Annotated in this window: 23 protein-coding genes; 16 read left to right on the top strand and 7 right to left on the bottom strand. The window is 72.2% G+C overall.

From position 1 onward, the window contains the following. Positions 1-115: 115 nt before the first annotated feature. The 6 genes from OG494_RS47255 (at position 116) to OG494_RS47230 (ending at position 7490) form a co-directional block, all read left to right on the top strand. A complete protein-coding gene (locus OG494_RS47255) occupies positions 116-3586 on the top strand; it encodes a ricin-type beta-trefoil lectin domain protein (protein ID WP_328450230.1) in 3471 nt (1156 codons plus the stop codon). A gap of 178 nt (positions 3587-3764) precedes the next feature. Next, positions 3765-3944: a hypothetical protein gene (locus OG494_RS47250; RefSeq protein WP_328450229.1), complete on the top strand. Its 180-nt coding sequence runs from the start codon at positions 3765-3767 to the stop codon at positions 3942-3944. Next, positions 3941-4414 (top strand): hypothetical protein, encoded by a 474-nt coding sequence (locus tag OG494_RS47245; RefSeq protein WP_328450228.1) that lies wholly within the window; start codon positions 3941-3943, stop codon positions 4412-4414. The genes OG494_RS47250 and OG494_RS47245 overlap by 4 nt, the downstream gene beginning before the upstream one ends. 63 nt (positions 4415-4477) lie before the next feature. Then, positions 4478-4870, top strand: coding sequence for an STAS domain-containing protein (locus OG494_RS47240; RefSeq protein WP_328450226.1), 393 nt, complete (start codon positions 4478-4480; stop codon positions 4868-4870). 226 nt (positions 4871-5096) lie between these two features. Then, positions 5097-6653 (top strand): alpha/beta hydrolase, encoded by a 1557-nt coding sequence (locus tag OG494_RS47235; protein WP_328450224.1) that lies wholly within the window; start codon positions 5097-5099, stop codon positions 6651-6653. 201 nt (positions 6654-6854) lie between these two features. After that, entirely contained in the window at positions 6855-7490 is a 636-nt protein-coding gene (locus OG494_RS47230; RefSeq protein ID WP_328450223.1) for a PaaI family thioesterase, read from the top strand. Between the two features lie 378 nt (positions 7491-7868). On the opposite strand, the gene OG494_RS47225 is transcribed toward OG494_RS47230, so the two are convergent. Continuing rightward, positions 7869-8204: a hypothetical protein gene (locus OG494_RS47225; protein ID WP_328450221.1), complete on the bottom strand. Its 336-nt coding sequence runs from the start codon at positions 8202-8204 to the stop codon at positions 7869-7871. Between the two features lie 135 nt (positions 8205-8339). Further along, positions 8340-8567 (bottom strand): hypothetical protein, encoded by a 228-nt coding sequence (locus OG494_RS47220; protein ID WP_328450219.1) that lies wholly within the window; start codon positions 8565-8567, stop codon positions 8340-8342. A 216-nt stretch (positions 8568-8783) separates the two neighbouring features. Between OG494_RS47220 and OG494_RS47215 the strand changes: the two genes are divergently transcribed. Next, on the top strand, positions 8784-9245 hold the full coding sequence (locus tag OG494_RS47215; protein ID WP_328450217.1) for a hypothetical protein: 462 nt from the start codon (positions 8784-8786) through the stop codon (positions 9243-9245). 7 nt (positions 9246-9252) lie between these two features. On the opposite strand, the gene OG494_RS47210 is transcribed toward OG494_RS47215, so the two are convergent. From OG494_RS47210 to OG494_RS47200, 3 genes are all read right to left on the bottom strand, one after another. Further along, positions 9253-9993 (bottom strand): GAF and ANTAR domain-containing protein, encoded by a 741-nt coding sequence (locus OG494_RS47210; protein WP_328450215.1) that lies wholly within the window; start codon positions 9991-9993, stop codon positions 9253-9255. 48 nt (positions 9994-10041) lie between these two features. Next, positions 10042-10761 carry a GAF and ANTAR domain-containing protein gene (locus OG494_RS47205; RefSeq protein ID WP_328450213.1) on the bottom strand — a complete coding sequence of 240 codons (720 nt, stop codon included), beginning with the start codon at positions 10759-10761 and terminating at the stop codon, positions 10042-10044. A gap of 116 nt (positions 10762-10877) precedes the next feature. After that, on the bottom strand, positions 10878-12029 hold the full coding sequence (locus OG494_RS47200) for a N(5)-(carboxyethyl)ornithine synthase (RefSeq protein ID WP_328450211.1): 1152 nt from the start codon (positions 12027-12029) through the stop codon (positions 10878-10880). Positions 12030-12177: 148 nt separating this feature from the next. Here OG494_RS47200 and OG494_RS47195 point away from each other — a divergent pair, with 148 nt between their 5' ends. Beyond that, on the top strand, positions 12178-12621 hold the full coding sequence (locus OG494_RS47195) for a DUF5994 family protein (protein ID WP_328450209.1): 444 nt from the start codon (positions 12178-12180) through the stop codon (positions 12619-12621). A gap of 13 nt (positions 12622-12634) precedes the next feature. On the opposite strand, the gene OG494_RS47190 is transcribed toward OG494_RS47195, so the two are convergent. Continuing rightward, a complete protein-coding gene (locus OG494_RS47190) occupies positions 12635-13702 on the bottom strand; it encodes a fatty acid desaturase family protein (RefSeq protein WP_328450207.1) in 1068 nt (355 codons plus the stop codon). 171 nt (positions 13703-13873) lie between these two features. Here OG494_RS47190 and OG494_RS47185 point away from each other — a divergent pair, with 171 nt between their 5' ends. Continuing rightward, positions 13874-14560, top strand: a complete 687-nt coding sequence (locus tag OG494_RS47185) for a DUF4386 domain-containing protein (protein WP_328450205.1) — start codon at positions 13874-13876, stop codon at positions 14558-14560. A gap of 242 nt (positions 14561-14802) precedes the next feature. Then, the gene (locus tag OG494_RS47180; protein WP_328450203.1) at positions 14803-15195 is read left to right on the top strand and encodes a PaaI family thioesterase; all 393 of its coding nucleotides are present in this window, start codon (positions 14803-14805) and stop codon (positions 15193-15195) included. On the opposite strand, the gene OG494_RS47175 is transcribed toward OG494_RS47180, so the two are convergent. After that, a complete protein-coding gene (locus tag OG494_RS47175; RefSeq protein ID WP_328450201.1) occupies positions 15196-16167 on the bottom strand; it encodes a magnesium transporter CorA family protein in 972 nt (323 codons plus the stop codon). Between the two features lie 171 nt (positions 16168-16338). Between OG494_RS47175 and OG494_RS47170 the strand changes: the two genes are divergently transcribed. Genes OG494_RS47170 through OG494_RS47145 form a run of 6 tightly spaced genes read left to right on the top strand, consistent with a single transcriptional unit; the run spans position 16339 to position 22354 of the window. Next, the gene (locus tag OG494_RS47170; RefSeq protein ID WP_328450199.1) at positions 16339-17193 is read left to right on the top strand and encodes an STAS domain-containing protein; all 855 of its coding nucleotides are present in this window, start codon (positions 16339-16341) and stop codon (positions 17191-17193) included. Then, a complete protein-coding gene (locus tag OG494_RS47165; protein WP_328450197.1) occupies positions 17193-17603 on the top strand; it encodes an STAS domain-containing protein in 411 nt (136 codons plus the stop codon). The genes OG494_RS47170 and OG494_RS47165 overlap by 1 nt, the downstream gene beginning before the upstream one ends. Further along, a complete protein-coding gene (locus tag OG494_RS47160; protein WP_328450195.1) occupies positions 17600-18010 on the top strand; it encodes an anti-sigma regulatory factor in 411 nt (136 codons plus the stop codon). The genes OG494_RS47165 and OG494_RS47160 overlap by 4 nt, the downstream gene beginning before the upstream one ends. After that, positions 18007-19038: an ATP-binding SpoIIE family protein phosphatase gene (locus OG494_RS47155; RefSeq protein WP_328450193.1), complete on the top strand. Its 1032-nt coding sequence runs from the start codon at positions 18007-18009 to the stop codon at positions 19036-19038. The genes OG494_RS47160 and OG494_RS47155 overlap by 4 nt, the downstream gene beginning before the upstream one ends. Next, a complete protein-coding gene (locus OG494_RS47150; RefSeq protein WP_328450191.1) occupies positions 19035-20795 on the top strand; it encodes an ATP-binding response regulator in 1761 nt (586 codons plus the stop codon). Before OG494_RS47155 ends, OG494_RS47150 begins: the two co-directional genes overlap by 4 nt. After that, the gene (locus tag OG494_RS47145; RefSeq protein WP_328450189.1) at positions 20792-22354 is read left to right on the top strand and encodes a SpoIIE family protein phosphatase; all 1563 of its coding nucleotides are present in this window, start codon (positions 20792-20794) and stop codon (positions 22352-22354) included. The genes OG494_RS47150 and OG494_RS47145 overlap by 4 nt, the downstream gene beginning before the upstream one ends. Positions 22355-22356: the final 2 nt, after the last annotated feature.

Below are 22356 nucleotides of genomic sequence, written 5' to 3'. Positions count from 1 at the left end.
CCGTGGTCCGTCCTTTGAGGACACTTCGGGCGGTTCTGCTGCATTCGGCGGCTGACATGTCCGGTGGACAACGTTGACAGTGGATCAGCAGGTCTGCGTGGACAAGGGAGTGCGCGTGTTCCGATCACCGTCGCTGAAGCTGATCCACACCCTGGTCGCGGTCGTGACGGGCGTGGCCGCCGTCACCGGAGTCGCCGCCGCCCGGGATCCGAGACCCGCGCAGGTGGACCAGGCCGTCGTCCAGGACGGGCACGCCCGGTTCGAGGTGCTGACGCCGACGCTGATCCGGCTCGAATACGCCGGTGACGACCGGTTCCAGGACCTGACCACCTTCAACGCCGTGAACCGGTCCTTCCCCGCCCCCGCCTACACGACCACGGTGACCGGCGGCGTCCGCGAGATCAAGACCGCCGGCCTCACCCTGCGGTACCGGCAGAACAGCGGCCCGTTCACCCGCGACAACACGTCGGTGCTGCTCACGACGACCAACGTCACGGCCGCGCCGCTGTTCCCGTCCTACTGCGCCTTCGCCACGGCCTGCGAGGCCGAAAACGGCGTGCCGGGCGGGTCGGCGTCGACCGCCTACGACCACACCGGGAACACCGGTTCGGGGTTCCTGGCCGGCTTCACGTCGGTCGGGGCGTCGCTCGCCCAGGACGTCTCCGCGGTGCCGTCGGCCGGGCAGTACCGGCTCACCGTCCGCTACGCGAACGCGCAGGGCGGCGACGGCCAGACCACCACGCGCACGCTGTCCACCACGGTCAACGGCGCGCCCGGGCCGAAGCTCTCGCTGCCGGCGACGTCGTCCTGGAACACCTGGGCGACCGCGTCGGTGACGGTTCCGCTGACCGCCGGGACGAACGCCGTCCGGATCGACCGCAAGTCCGGTGACTCGGGCAACGTGAACCTCGACAGCCTCGCCGTCACGACGACCACCGCGGCCTACCCCGCCGCCGACACCTCGCTGCTCACGACCGCCTACGGCGCCGGGCCCAAGTCCGTGCTCGGCGGCTGGGACCGGTCGCTGGACAACCCGGAGGCCGTCCCGACGCCGCAGCACCCCGGCCTGCTCGACCGCGACGGCTGGTACCTGCTCGACGACACGCACTCGGCCGTCCTCAACGCCGACCGCACCGTCACGGACCGGGCGTCGCACGGCGCGCAGCCCTACCAGGACGGCTACTTCTTCGGCTACGGCAAGGACTTCAAGCAGGGCCTGGGCGACCTGAACGCCCTCACCGGCGGCACGGCACTGCTGCCGCGGTCCGCTTACGGCGTCTGGTTCTCCCGCTACTTCGCCTACTCCGACAACGACTACCGCACGTCGCTGCTGCCGAAGTTCCGCTCCACCTTCACCCCGATCGACTGGCTGGTCGTCGACACCGACTGGAAGTCGCCGTCGCAGTGGAACGGCTGGAACTGGAACACCGCGCTCTTCCCGGACCCGCAAGGGTTCCTGAACTGGACGAAACAACAGGGCCTGGCCGTCTCGCTCAACATCCACACGTCCATCGCGGGCAACGACCCGAAGTTCGCGGCGGCGAACACGACCGCGGGCGGGCTGATCGCCGACGGCTCGAACTACGTGTGGGACTGGTCGAACCCGGCGCACCTGCGCTCCTACTTCGACCTGCACAAGCCGTTCGACGCCCAGGGCGTCCGGACGTGGTGGCTGGACTACTGCTCCGGCTGCGGCCGGTCGAGCGCGTCGGACACCGGCGTCGCGCCGGACAACTTCATCAACCAGGCCTACGCCGACCACGCGGCGGCGCAGGGCCTGCGGGGCTTCTCCTTCGGCCGCATCGGCGGCGCCGAACAGGGCGGCATCCACAGCAGCTACCCGCTCGGGCCCTGGTCGGAGCGCCGCAACACCCTCCAGTTCACCGGCGACACCCCGCTGAGCTGGGACATGCTCGCCTACGAAGCCCGCTTCACGCCGGACGAGGCGGCCGCCGGGCTCAGCAACGTCAGCCACGACATCGGCAGCTTCCACGGCGGGCACCTGCCCGACGACCTCTACGCGCGGTGGCTGCAGCTGGGCGCGTTCCAGCCGATCGACCGGCTGCACTCCGACCACGGCGACCGGCTGCCCTGGGACTACCCCGGCGCGGCGGGCGACAGCGCGGAGAAGTTCCTGCGGCTGCGCGAGTCGCTGGTGCCCTACACCTACACCCTCGCCAAGCAGGCGAACCAGACCGGCGTGCCGATCACCCGGCCGCTCTACCTGAACTACCCGGACCAGGACGCGGCCTACACCCACCCGCAGGAGTACCTGTACGGCGACAACGTCCTCGTCGCGCCGATCACCACCGCGAGCGGCTCGGTCTCGGCGTGGATCCCGCCGGGCACCTGGACCGACTACTTCACCGGCACCGTCTACACGGGACCGTCGACCGCGACGATCACCAAGCCGCTGTCGGAGATGCCGGTGCTCGTCAAGGCCGGCGGCATCGTGCCGATCCGCACCAACTACACCGACAACGCCGCCGCGCCGCTGGACCAGCTCACGCTGAACGTGACGGCGGGCGCCGACGGGAGCTTCTCGCTGTACGAGGACTCCGGCGAAGGCGCCGGCGCGTCGTCGACCACCCGGTTCGGCTGGCAGGACGCCGCGAGGACGTTGACGGTCGACGCGGCCGCCGGCACCTCCCCGGCCAAGGCCTACACCCTGCGGCTGGCCAACGCGGCCGCGCCGACCGCGGTCTCGGTGGACGGCCAGCGGCTGCCCGAGACGGCGTGGGCCTACAACGCGCACTCCCGCACGGTCACCGTGACCACGGCGAGCCTGCCGTCGAACGCCCGGCACACCGTCACCTTGACGGGCACCGCCGCCGACAACCCGGCGGCGGGCCAGGTGACCGGCCGCGGCGGGCTCTGCCTCGCCGTCCACGGCGGCGCGTCGGCCGACGGCACGCCGCTGGAGCTGGCCGCCTGCGACCACTCGGCGGGCCAGCAGCTCACCCCGCCGACCGGTGGGGGCACGGTGCGCGTCCTCGGCAAGTGCCTCGACGTCGCCGGCGGCTCGACGGCCGCGGGCACGCCGGTGCAGCTCTACACCTGCAACGGGACGGCCGCGCAGGCCTGGAGCCTGACCACGGCGGGCAAGCTGACGAACGCCGGCCGGTGCCTGGCCGCCACGGCGGCGGGCGACGGGATGCGCCTGGCCGACTGCGCCGACACGGCCGACCAGGCCTGGCGCTTCCCGCCGGCACCGGTCACGGGCCCGGCCGGGCTCTGCGCCGACGTCGTCGACGCCTACCCCGCGTCGGGCAGCGCGGTGCAGCTCTACGGCTGCAACGGCACGGACGCGCAGCGGTGGTCCGCGCCGGGCGACACGTCGGTGCGCACGCTCGGGAAATGCCTCGACGTCGTCAACGCCGGCACCGCGAACACCACGCCGGTGCAGCTGTGGGACTGCAACGGAAGCCCGGCTCAGCAATGGGTTCCGGCCGCGAACGGGGCGCTGCGCAACGTCGGTGCGGGCCGCTGCCTGGACGACCCGGACAACGCCGGCAAAGCCGGGGACCGGCTGCGGATCTACGACTGCAACGCCTCCGCCGCGCAGCGCTTCGCCCTGGGATCCTGACCACCGCGGCCACGATCCCTGGAGGTCAGGGCGCTGTCCTGCGGGTCAAGCTCACGGTCTTCGCGCCCAGGCGGCCCATCGAGCGGACTCACCGGACAGCGCCTAAACTCTCCTCACGTCGCGGCACCCCCGGACCCCGGTGGCCGAGCACACCCCACTCGCCGATCGGGAGCAGCTGATGAACAGCGTTCAGCACGCGACCAGGCCTGTCGTCACGCGAGAATTCACCCGCCGGGCCGCCGGCGCCTGGATCCGCGCGGCCGACGCCGGGCTCATCGACGCCGCCGAGCTCGTCTGGCTGCTGAGCCACCTGCCCGGCGAGCCGAGCGACCGGACCGGCGTCGAGGCGAACGGATGACGACCGGCAGCCCCACCCGGCCGGTGGCGTCCTGGCAGCCCGCCGAAACCGATCTTCCCGGGCGGATGCTGACGCTCGTCTACCGCGTCGCGATGCAGACCGGGCGGTCCCAGCGCACGAGCACCGCGTTGTGCCGCCGGGTGCTCGCCGCGGCACCCGAGGTGGACCGGCGCTGCCGGAACGCCGCCGCCGAACGGCAGGTGCGCGCCCGTGTCCTGGTGGCGCTGCGGGCGGACCTGGCGCCGCGGATCGAGCGTGCGCGGCTGGACGCAGCCCTGCACGACGCCGTCCTGCTCGACGAGGTCACGCAGCTGCCGCCCCGCCAGCGCTTCGCCCTGTGGTCCACCGCCGTGGACCGCCTCACGACGGCCGAGCTGGCCACCCGCACGGGCTGGACGCCGCCACAGATCGCCCGGCTGCTGCGGGCCGCGCTGCGGACCGTGACCTCGGGCGCCACGCTGCCGGAGTGAGAACCGGCACTCGACCTCGGGCACCACGCTGCGGGCGCCGGACGCCCGGGAGAGACTGGTGCGGTGTCCAGCAACGAACCCCCTGAGCCGCCGCCGCTGGTGATCCCCGACGAGCAGCCGGCCTTGCAGTGCAGTGTCAGCCGCCGCGGCAGCGCGGTCGTCGTCGCCGTGGCCGACGAGCTCGACCTCCTGACCGTCCCGGAGTTCAGCCGGACCCTGACCGCGCTGCAGGCGGCCGCGGCCGGGCCCGTCGTGCTGGACCTGACGGCGGTGACCTTCCTCGACTCGAGCGGCATCAACGCCATCGTCCGGGCCAGCCGCGACGCCGACGACAACCCCACCCGGCTGCGGGTCGTCGCCACCGGCCCCACGGTGCTCAAGACCATCCAGCTCGCCGGCGCCCACGAGCTGATCACGCTCGCCCCGACCGTCGACGACGCGCTGGCCCTGCCCTGACGTGCGCGAAGCGGGGCACCGGGGAGTTCCCGGTGCCCCGCTTCGTCGTGCCCGCGGGCGGTGGCACGGCACTCGCGTGAACACTTTTCGCGGCTGCGGCCAACAGGGGGTGACCCTGCACGCTGACGCGAAAAACGATCTTCGGTGACAACCTTTCCCCACCGGCTCACGTCTTGGGAGCCGAGAGTTCCACTGGGGTTGCACCGAAAACTGGAGGATCCTTCCCTTGCCCACCGCTCTGACCCGTCGTGCGGGCCGGCTGGTGGTCGCCGTGCTGGCGACCGCTCTGGCCCTGCCCGGCGTGCCCGCCGACGCCGCCACCCCACCCGAACCGGCGGCACCCCACCTGACCTGGTCCGACTGCCAGGACGGCTTCCAGTGCTCGACGGCGCCGGTGCCGCTGGACTACGACCAGCCGACCGGCGCCCAGATCCAGCTGGCGCTGATCAAGCTCCCGGCCACGGACCCGGCGAAGCGCATCGGCACCCTCTTCGTCAACTTCGGCGGCCCCGGCGCGTCCGGGCTGCAGCGGCTGCGCGAGCGCGGCAAGTGGCCGTGGCTGTTCTCGCCCGAGCTGCGGTCCCGCTTCGACGTCGTGTCCTGGGACCCGCGCGGCATCGCCAACAGCACGGCCGTCCGGTGCTTCGACACCGAGGCGGACCAGCAGGCGTTCTTCGGGTCGTTCCCGGAAATGCCCGGCGACCCGAGCGGCGAAGCGCCGTTCTTCGCCGCTTCGAAAGACCTCGCCGACCGGTGCGGCCAGAAGGCGGGGAACCTCCTCCAGCATGTCTCGACGGCGAACACCGCCCGGGACCTGGACGTGCTGCGCCGCGCCGTCGGTGACCAGAAGCTGACCTACCACGGGATCTCGTACGGCACGTTCCTCGGCGCCGTCTACGCCAACCTGTTCCCGGACCGGATCCGGGCCATGGTCTTCGACGGCTCGATGGACTTCGTCGGCAGCGCCACCGGCCACGACGGCACGGGCCGGACGGTCCCGCTGGACACCCGGCAGGACGTCCCGCGCGGCATCTCGGACACGTTCGACCAGTTCCTGAAGCAGTGCACCGCGGCCGGCCCGGACTGCGCTTTCTCCTCGGGTGACCCGAAGGCGAAGTGGACCGAGATCATGACGCGGGCCCAGCGGGGCCCGATCACCGTCCCCGGCGCCGACGGTCCGGAGACCTGGACGTACTCCGGGATCATCAACACCGCCGGCGACCTCTCGGACCTGCGGGGCTGGCCGGACATCGCGGACCTGTTGCAGCGCTTGTACGACGCCCGGACCACGGTGACCGCCGCGCGGACGGCGAGCACCACCGGCGAGCAGTACACCTCGAACCGCACCGAGGCGTTCAACGCGATCCAGTGCACCGACAGCGACGTCCCGGCCGATCCGGCGATCTACAGCCGGTACGCCGCCTCGGAAGACCAGCGGGTGCCGTACTTCGGGCGGATCGGCGCGCTGGACATGATGAGCTGCGCGTACTGGAAGGCGAAGGACACCGACCGGTACACCGGGCCGTGGAACCGCTGGACGTCGGCGCCGATCCTGGTGATCAACAACCGGTACGACCCGTCGACGCCGCTGCACGGCGCGCAGGACGGCGCCGCGGAACTGGCGCGCGCCAAGGTGTTCGTGACCGACGGCTTCGGGCACTCGTCGATGTACGCGCCGAGCACGTGCACGGAACAGGTCAAGCGGAACTACCTGATCTCCGGGACGTTCCCGGCGGCGGGCAAGACCTGCGGGCTCGACGCGAACCCGTTCGTCACGCAGTGACCGCGGGCTTCGGCAGGTGGTGAAAGCCGTGAAGGCCTCCTTACCGGCTCTTGTGGCCGGCAAGGAGGCCTTCACGGCAACGGCGGCGGCGCGATGTCGCTAGCGGGTGTCGACCTGCCGCGCGAGCGGATCGACGGCCGGACCGGGCGGGGAAGATCCTGCTAATGTGGAACACGTTCTAGTTTCGCGGGCAGGAGGACGATGGCCGAACCGCAGCTCAGGGGCGCCTACCCGGTGGTCCCCGGCGTGCCGCCCGCGCGGGCCCTGCTCGGTTCGCGGATCCGGGACCTGATCGAGGCCGCGGTGTGCGTGCGCGACGACGAGGCCGACCTGGTCGCCGCGGCGAGGCGGATCGAAGACGTCACCGAGGTTCTGCGCGCCGCCGGCGGTACGTCGCCGTTGCTGCTCGCCGCGCTCGAGGGCGGCGGGTACCTGAGCATCAACAACCCGGTCGAAGGACCGGGAAACCCGCTGGCCCCGCCGCTGTCGTGGGTGCACGTCGGGCCGGACTCGGTGCGGGCCGATCTGCTTCTCGGCGCGGCGCACGAAGGGCCGCCCGGGCGCGTGCACGGCGGCTGGGTGGCCGCGGTGCTGGACCACGTGCTGGGCCGCGCCACCGCGGCGGCCGGCTTCCCCGGCATGACGGCGTCCCTGACGGTCGACTACCACCAGGGCACGCCCTACGGCGTCCCGCTCACCGCGGAAGGCCGCCTGACCAGCCGCGACGGCCGCAAGGTCCACGCCGCCGGCGAACTGCGCGCGGGCGACACCGTCTGCGCGACGGCGACGGCCTTGCTGGTCCAGTTCCGCCCCGGCCACCTGCCAACCCCCTCGTAACCCCCGCTCCCCCGGCCCCCGCGCCGGATTCGCGACGCGTGGTGCTGTTGGCGCGAACCCAGCCTCCACAGTCTGCCGCGGCCCTCGTGAGTGGTTAGGGCGGTTAGAACCGCCCTAACCACTCACGACGAGCCGCGGCAGACCACTCACCGGCGCTCGCCACGAATTCGCCAACAGCACCGTGTCGACTCCCCAATCACGCGAGTCGACCCTCCAAACACGTCAACCGACCCTCCAGGTACGCGGGCCGACTCTCCGGGTACGCGAGCCGACCGCTCGGGTACGCAAACCCGCTACCCGGCCCGGTTCCGGCGCCGCAACCACCGCCGTCCGACCCTGCCGTCCGACTCCCGATCGACTCCCGGCGCGGCCGGACCGCTAGGTCACCGGGCCGCGGTTCGGCAGTTCTAGCACCACCGTGCGCTTTCCGGTGTCGCCGTCGTCCGCGGGGGTCGGGGGCAGGGGCTCGCCGGGTGGGCGGGCGTCGAGGATGTCCGTCGACCGCACCAGCCGCAGCGGGGTTTCGGGGGTCGCGCGGAACGGGCGGACCCGGACCCACGTGGTGCTCGTGTGCTCGTCGCGCAGGCAGGGGCCGGCGATCGTGCCGATGCGTTCCGGCGACGTCCGCAAGCCGGGCATCGACGGCTCCCGGCGGCCGCGGTAGCGGACCTGCCACCCCTGCGGATACCCGCCGGGACCGGCGCCCTCGGCCATCTCGTCACCCCGCTCGACTCGGACGTCGCTTCGAGCGCCGTGGTCCGGGGCGCGACGTCCAGCGTAAGCCCGGGTGGGGCGCGCCGGGCTCGGCCAGCCGGGTGGTTCCCCCGGTGAGTCCTTTGAGGACGGACGTCAGCCGGGCGGGCGCCGGGGCGTGATGCCGATGACGTCGCGGTCCGGCACCCGGATCGCCGGGCCGTCGCCGAGCGGGGCGAGCGGGATCGTTTCGAGGCCGGTGCCCGGATCCCGCGACGGCGGCCCGAGGACCACACCGGCCGACCAGCCGGGTCCCCGCCGGTTCCGGTAGGTCAGGACCCAGCCCACCGGGTACTCGTCGTCCAGATCGCCGGTCAGTCCCACGATGCCACCCCGATTCGTCGACGTAGGGATCGCCGGGGTCCGGGGCGGTGGTCCAGCCTACGCGGGTACCGGCGCGCCCCGGCAGCTCCAGCCGGGTGGTCCGGAAGCCCGCCGGAACCGGTAAAGTCGGGGGTGACGCCCCGGACCTCGGCGCTTGTTTCCGACGGCAGCGCGAGGCGGGAGCCCGGCGCTCGAACCGAACGCCGAGGCGAAACCATGCTCATCCGCGCGATCTGGGCCGCGGCCACGGCCTTCGCCGGCGTATTCGCGACGCTCGCGGTCGTGGGCGCGCCGGTCGGTGCCATGCTCGGCTGGAGCCTGCCGGCGGCGGCCGTCGGCGCGGTTGCCGCCGTTGTGCTGCCACGGCGGCGGAAACGCGGCCCGGACACCCCGGCGGACCGGAGCACGAACGACGTCGTCGCGGCGATCACCCGGCCGCCGCCGGCTCCCCGGCCGGTCGCCGAGCTGAGCACCGACGATCTGTGCACAGCTTGGCGGCGCAGCTACTTCCAGCTGCTCGTCGCGCGGGATCCCGCGACCCGCCGGAGCATGGTGCAGCGCCGGCAGGACTACCTCGACGAGCTCGAGCGGCGCGACCGCCGCGGTTTCGTCCGCTGGCTGCACAGCGGCGCCCGCGCCGGCGGTGATCCGGGGCCGTTCCTCCGGACCCGCCGGTGAACGCGGGCTAGACCTTGCGGCTCGGGCGCGCCAGGACGAGGCCCGGGTCCAGCGTCCGTTCGGCGATCGCGCGGGCGACGTCGCTCAGCCGCAGGTTGTGGCCGCGGCTGTACCCCCGCAACGCGACGAACGCGTCGTCCATGCTGAGCCCGCCGGTCACGGCCAGGACGCCCTTCGCCTGCTCGATGGTCACCCGGCTGTTCAACGCGGTCTGCAGCTGCTCGGACATCGTCTCCCCGTGCCGGATGGCCCGTTCCTGGAGGATGCCGATGGTCGCGGTGTCGGCGAGCCCTTGCGCCAGGTCGACGTCGTCGGCCGAGAGCCGGCCCGGCCGGGCGCCGAAGAGGTTCAGCGCGCCGATGGTCTGCTTGCGCAGCCGCATCGGGAGCGCGTGCACCGAGGCGTACTCCTGGCGGGCGGCTTCGGCGGCGAACCGGGGCCACTGGCCGGCTTGCGCGGCGACGTCGGCGACCAGCACCGGGACCCCGCTCGCGAAGCAGTCCACACACGGGCCTTCGTCGCTGCTGAGCTGGAACAGTTCCAGCAGCCGGGCCTGTTCGGTCGAGGAGGCGAGGACCTGCAGGCTGCCGCGCTCGTCGACCAGGGTCAGGCCGGCCGCGGCGACGTCGAGCAGCTCCACGCACCGCCGCACCAGCGTGTGCAGCAGGTCGGCGACGTCGAAATCGTCGACGAGCGTGTCGGCCAGTGCGACGAACGTCCGGGTCACCTGTCGTTCACGGTCGGCCATGCCCACCATCTCCTCGTTTCTCGTCGGATCTGTTCATGGTGGATCCCTTCAGGGCTCCAGGTCCAGCCGGAGCCGGCCGGCCACGATGTCGGCGGCGACGTCGAGCAGCGTGCGGCCGTGCCCGAAGGCGTGGGCGCGCATCTTCGCCAGCGCTTCCGCGGCCGGCACGTCCAGCTGCGCGATCAGCATCCCGGTGGCCTGGTGCACCTCGCGGTGCCGCATCCCGGCGCTCTCCATCCACCGGCCGTCCCCGTCGAGCCACCGGTCGCCGCCGAGCAGGCCCGACAGCGCCAGCGCGGCGATGTCGGCCACCTGCAGGGCGGTCGCCAGCTCGACCGTGGTCAGCGAGCCCGGGGTCGCCCGGTAGGTGTCCAAGGTCGCGACGCGCACGACCCCGATCTGCAGCGGGAACGTGAACAGCGCCGCCACCGGGTGCGCGACGGCCTGGGCGGCGAACACCGGCCAGGCCGGCGGGAGCGCGCCGACGAGGTCGGGGTGCAGGACCGGGCCGCCCAGGGAATAGGCCTCGTAACACGGCCCTTCCCCGAGGGTGAGCTGCAGCTCGGCCAGCGCGGCGCTCACCGGGTCGCTGGTGTAGACGACTTCGCGGTGCCCGGCGTCGGCCATCACCGACACGGCGGCGCCGTCCACCGGGAGCAGCCGGACGAACGCCCGGCACACCCGGCCGACCGTGTCGACCCCGCTGCCCGGTGTGCCGTCCGCGAGCGCGGCGAGCACGCTGGTCCGCAGCGCGTCGAGCTCAGCCACCGGCCTGCCGCCAGCGCATCCTGGTCTCCCTCGGGTCGGTGTCCTGCACCGCCACACCGACTGGGAAGGGACAGGGTCCGGATCGCTCCGCAACGCGGGTGTGTTGTCGGGACAGCCTACCCCGCGACGTGCGGATACGCCGCCGAGCGGTGCTGGAAGGCGAGGATCGCGGGATTGCGGATGACGCCGTCGCGGATCTCGACGGCGCGCCGCACGGTCTCGTGACCGTCCCATTCGGACGGTCCGCCGAGCACCGGCCGCAGCAGCGGGAGCAGCGCCTCGCTGATCTCCCACGTGGCCGAGTTCCACAGGTAGGACGGGCTGTGGTCGACGGCGTAGTAGGTGATGCCGTCGCCGACCGTGAAAGCCGGGTGGGCGAACGTGGTGGGCTTCGCCCAGCTGAAACCCATGCCCTCGTCGCAGGAGACGTCGACGATCAGGCTGCCCGGCGCGAACGCGGCGAGGTCTTCCTCGATGAGGAACGTCAGCGGCTCGGCGGTGTCCTGCAGCACGCAGTTGACGACGATGTCGTGCTCGGCGAGGAACCCGGCCAGCGGCACGCGGCCCCGGCCGTTCACCGCGTGGCTGCGCCGGAGGTCGCCCGGGTTGTTCTCGTCGTGCTCGAAGTGCACCATCGTGGCGGAATGGATCGGCGAGCCGACCGCGGCGATCCCCCGGCCGGTGAGGACGTGCACGTCGTGCACGCCGTGCGCGTTGAGCGCGGTCACCGATCCCCGTGCCGTCGCGCCGAAACCGATCACGACCGCCTTCAGCCGGCGGCCGTAGTCCCCGGTCGAGCCGGCCAGCTGCAGCGCGTGCAGCACCGAGCAGTAACCGGCGAGCTCGTTGTTCTTGTGGAAGACGTGCAGCCCGAACGAGCCGTCGCGGTTCCAGTGATTCATCGCCTCGAACGCGATCAGCGTCAGCTTGCCGTCGATCGCCAGCTGCGTGAGCCCGGTGTCCTGGACGCAGTGCGGCCAGCCCCACAGCACCTGACCGGTCCGCAGTTCGGCGACGTCTTCGCGCAACGGCTTGGCGAGCAACAGGACGTCGCACTCGGCGACGAGCTGTTCGCGGGTGCGCAGGCCGCCGACGAGGCCGGCCAGCTGTTCGTCGGCGACGCCGAAGTCTTCGCCGTAGCCGTGTTCGAGGAAGATGCGTTCGCGGAGATCGGCTTCGATCAGCTCGAAGTGGTGCGGGTGAATGGGAAGGCGGCGTTCGTTTTCCTTGCGGGAACGCGCGACGACGCCGAGGGTGAGCTGGTCCACGAGGGCCCCTTTGGTAGACCCCAGTCTTAACACACGGTGCGTGTAGTGTCTGTGGTGACCGAGAGCATTTCGCGCGCGGGCGCTCGAGCCCGCGCCGTCCTCGGGCGCGTTCCGGGCGCGATCGGCGGCCGGAGACGGGAGAACCGACATGACGTCGGTCCCACACACAGTCACCGCCCCCGCGGCCGAAGAGCACGCGCTCCGGCTGCGGTTGAAGCCGAAGGGACCCACGACCGGGTATGTCGACGGCGCGTGGTGGCCGCGCTCGGCCGACCTGGTCGGCGAACTGCCGGAACTGTTCGCCGTACTGGCCGTCCGGCTGGGCCGGATCGAGCGGGTCACGTTCCACCTCGGCGACTTTTCCGAGCCGCCACGCCGGATCGTCCACGACGGCGAGCGGGTCCGGCTGGAGGGGTTCCGGTCGCAGCGAGCCGGCACGGTGACCGTGATCGGCGCTTCGGACCGGCACCGCGTGACCCTGCTGACGGTGCCGGCGGACGCGAACCCGGAAGCCGCGCACGACGTGCAGATGGCGGCGGCGCACCGCGACAACACCGACACGGTGGAGACGTTGCTGGGCCGCCTGACGTAGCCCGCCCGCCGGTCTACTGTGGACGTCCGGGCAGCGCGAGCCGGAAGATCTTGCGGACCACCGAGCCGAGCTGCCGGGACAGTGAGCCCGTGTTGTACGGCAGGCCGTGGTCCTCGCAGATCTCCCGGACCTCGGCGGCGATCCGCGGGTAGCGGTGGCTGGGCAGGTCCGGGAACAGGTGGTGCTCGATCTGGTGGCTGAGGTTGCCCGACAGCACGTGGAACAGCGGGCTGCCGGTGATGTTCGCCGAACCGAGCATCTGGCGCAGGTACCACTGGCCCCGGGTCTCGTGCTCGCTCTCCTCCTCGGCGAAAACCTCGGCGCCGTCGGGGAAGTGACCGCAGAAGATGATCGAGAACGCCCACAGGTTGCGGAGCACGTTGGCCGTGACGTTCGCGGACAGCGTCAACGGCGCGAGCGGTCCGGTGAGCAGCGGGTGGACCACGTAGTCGCGGCCGGCCTGGCGCGCCGTCTTGCGCAGCATCGGTTTCAGCAGCGGGACGACGTCGCGCCAGCTGCGCCGCCGTTGCACGATCCGGTCGACCTCGAGGTCGTGCAGCATGATCCCGTACTCGAAGAACACCGCCTGCGCCGCGGCGTAGACCGGGTTGCCGAGGTAGTACGGGTGCCACGGCTGGTCCTCGGTGATCCGGAGGATGCCGTAACCGACGTCGCGATCCTTGTCGAGGATGTTGGTGTAGGTGTGGTGCATGAAGTTGTGCGAGCGGCGCCACTGCTCGCCCGGGCACACCATGTCCCACTCGAACGTCCGCGAGTTCAGCGCCGGGTCCTTCATCCAGTCGTACTGGCCGTGCATCACGTTGTGGCCGATTTCCATGTTGTCCAGGATCTTCGACAACGTGAGCGCCGCGACCCCGCCCGCCCAGGCGGGCGGGAACCAGCCGGCGAACAACAGCACCCGGCCGGCGACCTCGCAGAACCGTTGCACGGCAACGACGTTGTGGATGTAGTCGGCGTCTTCCGCGCCGAGCTCGCCGGCGACACGGGTGCGCAGCTTGTCCAGCTCCGCGCCGATCTGCTCGATCTCGACGGGGTCGAGCTCCTTGTGCGTGGTGGTCATCAGCTGGTCTCCTCGGGCCGTTCGACTGCGGTCGCCTGGGTCCGGGGCGCGCCCCCAGCGTAGGCGCGCTCGCCGCGGCCGGGCTCGGCCAGGCGGGTGGTCCCGGATCGTTTCCCCCGGCGGCACACGCGCGTAACGTGGCGCACCGGAGACCGACAGCCGGAGCGGCACATGGACTCACCGAGGAAGACCGCGCTCGTCGCGGGCGTGCTCTACCTGCTCACCTTCGTCTCGATCCCGACACTCGCGCTCTACGGCCCGGTGCGCGGCCGCAACTACGTCACCGGCGACGGCCCGGACACCGCGGCGGTCGTCGGCGGTGCCTTGGAGGTCGTTGTCGCCTTCGCCTGCGTCGGCACCGCTGTCACCCTGTTCCCGATCTTGAAGCGGCAGAACGAATCCGTCGCGCTGGGCTTCGTCGGTGCCCGGACCCTGGAGGGCGCGGCGATCATCGCCGGGGTCGCGTGCCTGCTGACCGTCGTGACGCTGCGGCGGACCGGCGCCGGCGCCGACGCGGTCGTCAGCGGTCAGGTGCTGGTGGCGCTGTACGACCGGCTGTTCCTGCTCGGGCAGAGTCTCATGCCGGCGGTGAACGCGCTGCTGCTCGGCTCGCTGCTCTACCGCTCGCGCCTGGTGCCGCGCGCGCTGCCCGTGCTCGGGTTCGTCGGCGCGCCACTGCTCCTGGCGGCCACGCTGGCCACGATGGCCGGCGCCGTCGAGCGGGACGCCCCGGTGGTGGCGCTGGCCGCGCTCCCGATCGCGTTGTGGGAGCTGTCGCTGGGAATCTGGTTGATCGCCAAGGGATTCCGGCCGTCGCCCCTCACCTCCACCGACCGGGCCGCCGACCCGGCGGCGTGATCGATCTCCCCACGCCGAGGACGGTACCCAAAAGCCCAGCGATGCTGTGCTTTCGGACTCCCGGTACCGTCGGGACATGCCCGAACCGACACGTCGCGGCCCGTACGCCAAGGGGGTCGCCCGGCGGCGGCAGATCCTGCGCGAGGCGCCGGCCGCCTCCTCGACGACCTCGCCGACGTGACCGCGCACACCGCCAGGACGCCCGGGCTCGGCCGCCCCGCCCGGGTCCTGCAGGCGGCCCGGTGATCAGCCCGCCGCCGGGCTTCGTCCTGCTGGAGTCGTCGCCGTTCGTCGCGCTGGTCGGGCCGATCCACGTCAACGACGACGGCGTCCTCGGGGTCCACGTCCGCGAGGAGCACCGCAACACGCTCGGCACGGTCCACGGCGGCTTCCTGATGACGCTGGCCGACATCTCCGCCGGCCGCACCGCGCGCCACGCGATCGGTGAGGGCGCGGTGGTCCGCACGGTCAGCTCCACGGTCGACTTCCTCTCGCCGGCCGCGGTCGGCAGCTGGCTGGAGGCCGAGACCACAGTGGATCGCGTCGGCCGGCGCGCGGTCTTCACGTCCTGCCGGGTGACGTCGGCGGGAACGACGGTGGCGCGGGCGAGCTTCGTCCTGCTGCGCAGCCAGTAGTCAGAGCCAGTCGCGTCGGCGGAAAATACCGAACAGCAACGCCGACAACAACACGATCGCCAGCGTCGACATCCAGAACCCCAGCGGGCTGCCGCTGCCCGGGTACGGCACGTTCTGGCCGAAGAACCCGGTCACCGCGGTCGGGACGGCGATCACCGCGGCCCAGCCCGTCACCTTCTTCATGATCAGGTTGAGCCGGTTGCCCTGCAGGTTCAGCTGCGTCTCGCGGATCGTGGAAACCAGCTCCCGCAACGACTCCGTCCATTCCGACGCGCGCAGCACGTGGTCGTAGACGTCCTGGAAGTACGGCGCGGTGGCCTCGTCGAAGAACGGCTGGTCGCGGCGCATCAGCGCGTTGACGACCTCGCGCATCGGCAGCACCACCCGGCGCAGCGCGGTCAGGCTCTTGCGCAGCCGGAACGAGCGCCGCTGCAGCTCGGCCTGGTCCGGGCGGTCGTCGAAAACGAGGTCCTCCAGGCGTTCGATCTCGTCGTCGAGTGCTTGCACGGCCTCGAAATGCCCGTCCACGACGTAGTCGAGCAGCCCGTGCAGCAGGTACGGGACACCCGAGCCGGCCAGGTCCGTGGCGGCGTCCCAGCGCGCGACGACGGCGTCCATCGCGAACCGGTCGTCCTTGCGGACCGTCACCAGGGCGTGCGGCATCACGAACGCGGCCAGCTCGGAGGTCCGCACCCGGCCGCTCTCCTGGTCGAAATCGGCCGAGTACGCGGTCAGGAACGCGTGGCGGTCGTAGCGGTCCAGCTTGGGGCGCTGGTGTTCGTGGACGGCGTCCTCCACGGCCAGGCGGTGCAGCCCGAACTCCTCCGTCAGCGCGGCGAGGTCGGCCTCCGACGGCTCGCACAGGTCGACCCACACGGTCGTGTCCTCGTCGGCGAGGAAGTCCGACACCCGCTCGACCGGGAACCCCTCCTCCTTCAGCTCGCCGCCGCGGTACGCCCTGGTCATCGTCATTTCCCCGGATTACCCCGGCGCCGAGCCGGTCACACCGATCCCCCGTTCGTGAGAAGTGCACCGACTGCGACGCGCGGGCACCCCCCTCGGGGACTACCCCCTCGCGACGGGAAACCCGGCCGGGGAGACCGGCTACTGTCAGCACCACCAGTGACGTCGCGAGGAGAAAACGTGGTAGCGGAAAGCGGGCAGCCCCACCGGCTGGCTGAGGTGCTCGAGAAGGACGGGGAACGGCTGGTCGGCCGCTGGGCCGAGCTGGCCGGTCCGGCGCTGCGCGGGCGGCTGACGACCACCGAGCTCGAGCGTGACCTGCGCGACCTGTACTCCGCGATCACCGCCGTGATCACCCTCGACGGCGACCTGACCCGCTCCGAGTACACCGAGCTCAAGGCGCAGCTGGCCGACCTCTCCCGGACCCGGGCCCGGCAGGGCTTCAGCCCGTCCGAGACCGCCGCGGGCGTCTTCGCCCTCAAGCAGGCCGTCTCCGAGCTGACCGAGGACGACGAGAGCACCCAGGTCTTCCGCGAGGTGCTGGCGTTTTCGGGCCTGCTCGACACGCTCGGGCTGTGGACGTTCGAGACCTACGCCACCGCCCGCGAGGAGATCATCCGCGAGCAGTCCGAGCAGCTGCTCGAGCTGACCACCCCGGTGGTCAAGCTCTGGGAGGGCGTGCTCGCGGTACCCCTGGTCGGCACCCTCGACTCCGCGCGCACCCAGGTCGTCATGGAGAAGCTGCTGGAAGCGCTGGTCGAGACCGGCTCCGAGCACGCGATCATCGACATCACCGGTGTGCTGGCCGTCGACACGCAGGTCGCCCAGCACCTGCTCAAGACCGTCGTCGCGGCGCGGCTGATGGGCGCCGAATGCATCATCTCGGGCATCCGGCCGCAGATCGCGCAGACGATCGTGGCGCTCGGGATCGAGTTCGGCGACATCACCACCAAGGCCACGCTGGCCGACGCGCTGCGCCACGCCCTGCAGCGTGAAGGCGTCGTCGTGAGCCGCTCCCGCGAACGGACCCGCTGATGGACCGCGTCCCCATCCTGAAGATCGGCGACATGCTGCTGGTCTCCATCCAGATCGACCTGCAGGACCAGAGTGTCCTGGCGCTGCAGGAGGACCTCGCCGAGAAGATCAGCACGACCGGGGCGTCCGGCGTGGTCATCGACATCTCCGCGGTCGAGATCGTCGACTCGTTCATCGGCCGGATGTTCGCGACCATCGCCTCGCTCTCGAAGCTGTTCGACGCCGAGACGGTCGTCGTCGGCATGCGGCCCGCCGTGGCCATCACCCTGGTCGAGCTGGGCCTGACGCTGGGAGACGTGCGCACGGCGCTCGACCTCGAGCGCGGGATCAAGGTGCTCGGCACGCTCACCGCGCGGCGGAACGGGAGCACGGCCGGCCCGGACGAGGGATTCCTTCCGGTGACGGGATGAGCGATCCCGGCAGAACCGACGAGCAGGAGATCCGGGCCGACGAGGACGTCGTCCGCGTCCGCCAGCTCGTCCGCGCCTACTCCCTGCAGGTCAAGCTGTCCCTGGTGGACCAGACCAAGCTGGTCACCGCCACCAGTGAGCTCGCGCGCAACACCCTGATCTACGGCGGCGGCGGGACGGCCCGCGTCGAAGAGGTCACCGACGGCCGCCGCAAGGGCGTCCGGGCGAGTTTCCACGACGAGGGCCCCGGCATCCCGGACGTCACCGTGGCCCTGGCCGACGGCTGGAGCAGCGGCAAGGGGCTCGGCCTCGGGCTCGGCGGCGCCAAGCGGCTGGTGGACCAGTTCGAGCTGGACACCGAGGTCGGCCGCGGGACGCACATCGTCGTCGTCAAGTGGGCGCGATGACCGCCGCCGGCTCCCTCCCCGTCACCGAGGACTTCGCCTGGCTGCGGGTCGAGGACGCGACGGCGCACGGCCGGGCCCGGCGGGCCGCGGCCATGCTCGCCACCCAGCTCGGGTTCGGCGAGGTCCGGGCCACCGAGATCGGGCTGGCCGTCACCGAGCTCGGCACCAACCTCACCAAGCACGCCGTCGAAGGCGTGCTGGTCATCCGGGCGATCCGGGCCGTCACCCAGGCCGCCGTCGAGGTCGTCGCGATCGACCGCGGCCCCGGCATGGCCGACGCCGACGCGTCCGGCCGGGACGGCGAATCCACCACCGGCACGCTCGGGGTCGGCATGGGCGCGGTGCGCCGGCTCGCCGACGTGACGTCGGTGCTCTCCGAACCCGGCCGCGGCACCGTGGTGACCGCGCGGTTCCACCCCCGGCGGACGCCCCTCGAGGAGATCCCCGAAGCCGACACCGCCGGGCTCACCCGGCCCATCGACGGGGAAGAGGTCTGCGGCGACACCTACGCCGTCCACCACGAGCCCGGCCGGCTCCGGCTGATGATGTGTGACGGATCGGGCCACGGCCCGCTGGCGGCCGCGGCTTCGCGGGCCGCCGCCGACGTCTTCCGCGACCACGTGACGGCCTCGCCGGAGGCGGTCGTGAAACACATCCACGAGGCCCTGCGCCGGACCCGCGGCGGCGCGGTCGCCGTCGCGGAGATCAACACCGCCGCCGGCACCGTGCGGTTCGCCGGCCTGGGCAACATCGCCGGCTGCGTCGTCGCCGACGGCCGCAAGCAGGGCATGATCTCGGCGCCCGGGGTCGCCGGGCACCAGGCCCGCACGATCCGCGCGTTCGACTACCCGCTGCCGCCCGGCGCGACGGTGGTCCTGCACTCCGACGGCCTCACCGAGCGCTGGAGCGTCGAAGGCCGTGAGCGGCTGTTCGCCGCCACTCCCCTCGCGATCGCGGCGGCCCTTTTGCGCGACGCCGGGATCCGCCACGACGACGCCGGCGTGCTCGTCGGCAAGCCCCGCCCATGACCGGCCGGCAGCGCGACGAGCTGATCCGGCTGCCGGTCGGCGCGGAACCCGACGTGTTCACGATCCGCCGGTGCGGCCGCGAAGTGGCCGCCGCGGCCGGTTTGGAGGGCCAGGACCAGGTCCGGGTCGCCACCGTGCTCAGCGACATCGGGCGCGACCTCGTGCACGCCGGGGTGCAGGCCACCGTCCGGTTCGTCCTCAAGGAGGCACCGCCCGCGCTCGTCGTCGAGTTCGCCTGGCACGGCGACGCCGCCGACACGGTGCTCCGGAGCGGCCGGAGCACCGCGGACCGGCTGATGGACGACGTGCGCGTCACCCGCGAAGCCGGCCAGAACCTGGTCGCGCTGCACAAACTGCGCTCCCCCGCGGCGAAGTCCCCCACCGCCGCCGACCTCGACCGGCTGCGCCAGGTCCTGGAGCAGCGCGGGGTGACCACCCCGATGGACGAGCTGCGGGCGCAGAACCAGGAACTGCTCGAAACCCTGGAAAGCCTCGAAGCGAAAAGCCAGGAACTGATGCGGCTCAACGAGGAGCTCGAAGAGACCAACCACGGTGTCGTCGCGCTCTACAAGGAACTCTCCGAGGAGCTCGAGGAAACGAACCGCGGCGTCGTCGCCCTCTACGCCGAGCTCAACGAGAAGTCGAGCCAGCTCAAGGCGGCCAGCGAGGCGAAGACCCGGTTCTGGTCCAACATCAGCCACGAGCTGCGGGCGCCGATCAACTCCGTCATCGGCCTCGCCCGCCTGCTGACCGGGCCCGGCGCCGATCCGCTCACCGACGACCAGCGCCGTCAGGTGAGCCTGGTCAACGACGCGGGCTCGACCGTGCTTTCCCTGGTCAACGAGCTGCTCGACACCGCGAAAGCCGAGTCCGGCCGGCTGGTCGCGCAGCCGACGCAGGTCGACCTGACCGCCGTCTGCCTCCAGCTGCGGGGCGGCCTGCGCTCGACCGTGACCTCGCCCGACGTCAAGCTGGTGATCGAGGAGCCCGGCCCGGCACCCGAGCTGGTCACCGACGAGACCATGCTCGTGCGCATCCTGCGCAACCTGCTGTCCAACAGCCTCAAGTTCACCGAACACGGCGAGGTCCGGCTGACCATCGACGCCGACTCCGGCGACGTCCGGTTCACCGTCTCGGACACCGGCATCGGCATCCCCGCCGACCAGCAGGACCGCGTCTTCGAAGAGTTCCACCAGGTCCACAACGACCTGCAGGCCGCGTCGCCGGGCACCGGGCTCGGCCTGCCGTACGCGCGCCGGCTCGCGGAGATCCTGGGCGGCGGCCTGACGCTGTCCAGTGAGCACGGCGTGGGCACCACCGTCGTGCTGCGGCTGCCGCGCCCCGACCCGTCCCGGGCCACCCCGGCGCGCGTCGACTCGGTGCTCATCGTGGACGACGACGCCGACTTCCGGGTCCGGCTCGCCCGGCTGGTCCACGGCGTCACCGCCGACGTCCGGCACGCCGCGGACGGGCGCGAGGCGATCGAAGCCCTCGACGAGCACCGGCCCGGCCTGATCTTCCTGGACCTGTTCATGCCCGGGATGAACGGCAAGGAGGTACTCCAGGTGCTGCGGGAAAAGCCCGACCTGCGCGACGTCCCGGTGGTCGTGGTCACCTCGGGGGCGCCCGAAGGACTGGACCTGACCGGCGCCGGTCTCCGGGCCGGCCTGCTGCTCAAGTCGCAGGTCACGCCGGAAACCCTCGGACTCGCCATCGGCGAAGCATTCGCGGTGGTGGCCGGGACGGTGCGCAGATGAGCTCCCCTCTCGACGACGCCGGCCCGGCCGGGCGGGCCAGCATCCTGGTCGTCGACGACCTCGAGCCCAGCCGGTACCTGACCAGCAGCTGGCTGCGCCGCAACGGCTACCGCGTCACCGAGGCCCGCACCGGCCGGGAGGCGCTCGAGGCCGTCGCGGAAGAGGAGCTGGACCTCGTCCTGCTGGACGTCCACCTGCCGGACATGAGCGGGTTCGAGGTCTGCGAGCGGGTCAAGGGCGACCCCCGCACGGCCGCGATGCCCGTCATCCACATCTCCGCCACGGCCATCGAGGTCGAGGACCGCACCACCGGCCTCGACCGCGGCGCGGACGGTTACCTGGTCGAGCCGGTCGACCCCGGTGAGCTGGTGGCCACCGTCGAAGCCGCCCTGCGGTACTACCGCGCCCGGACCCACGCCGAACGGCTGGCGCTGCGGCTGGGCCGGCTGACCCGCGCCACCCTCGCGATGAACAGCGCCCGCACGTTCGACGACGTCCTCGCCGCGGCGGCGACCGGCGCGGCGACGATCTTCGAAAGCCCGGCCTCCGTCCTGAGCGCGAGCCACCGCGGCCTGGTGCGCTCCGCCGCCACCGACAGCCCCGCCGACGTCCCGGTCGTCCACGCGGACACCCTGCGCGCGCTGGACCAGGTCACCGGGGCGGCGGGCCCCGACGCGCCGGCGTCCTCGGTCTTCGCGGCCCCGGACGGGCTTTCGACGGTGGCCCTGGTCTCCCCGAACCCGTCGAAGCTGCCCGTCGCGATCACGGTGGCGGCGCGGGCGATCCGGTCCGAGGACGACCGCAACCTGCTGCTGCAGCTGGGCCAGGCGACGGCGCTCGCGTGCGAGGCGATGCGGACGTTCTCCGAAGAGCACCAGCTCGCCCTGACGCTGCAGCAGAGCCTGCTGCCCCGGGAGCTCCCGGCCCGGCCCGAGCTGGAGATGGCCGCGCGGTACGCCCCGGCGAGCGACAACGCGGAGATCGGCGGCGACTTCTACGAGGTCTCCGACCTCGGTGGCGGCCGGCTGCTGATCGCCGTCGGCGACGTCGTCGGCCACTCCATCGAAGCGGCGACCGTGATGGGCGAGGTCCGGCACGCCCTGCGCGCGTACGCGGTGGAGGGGCACGGGCCGGTCGGGATCCTGCACCTGCTGGACGCGATGCTGCACCGGTACCACCCGCGCAGCCTCACCACGCTCTGCCTCGTCGTGCTCGACCCCGCGTCGGGCGCGCTGGAGATCGCGAGCGCGGGCCACGTCCCGCCGCTGCTCGCCGACGCGTCCGGCGCGCGGTACGTCGAGATCGCCGGACCGCTCCTGGGCATCGGCCTGCCCCGCCCGCCCGCGACGTCGCTGACCCTCGACCCCGGCACGCTGATGCTGCTGGTGACGGACGGCCTGCTCGAGCGCCGGGGCAGCACCATCGACGACGGCATGGACCTGCTCCAGGCGGCGGTCGCCCACGACGCGGACCTGGAGTCGTTGTGCGACACACTGCTGGACCGCTTCGGCGAAGCCGCGGAGGACGACATCGCGCTGCTGGCCTTCCGGCGCCGGTGAGC

It is taken from the genome of Amycolatopsis sp. NBC_00438 (genome assembly GCF_036026695.1).
In the GTDB taxonomy this organism is placed as follows: Bacteria; Actinomycetota; Actinomycetes; order Mycobacteriales; family Pseudonocardiaceae; genus Amycolatopsis.
Note: the sequence above shows the minus strand (reverse complement) of the source record. Positions and strands in the feature narration are given on the sequence as shown.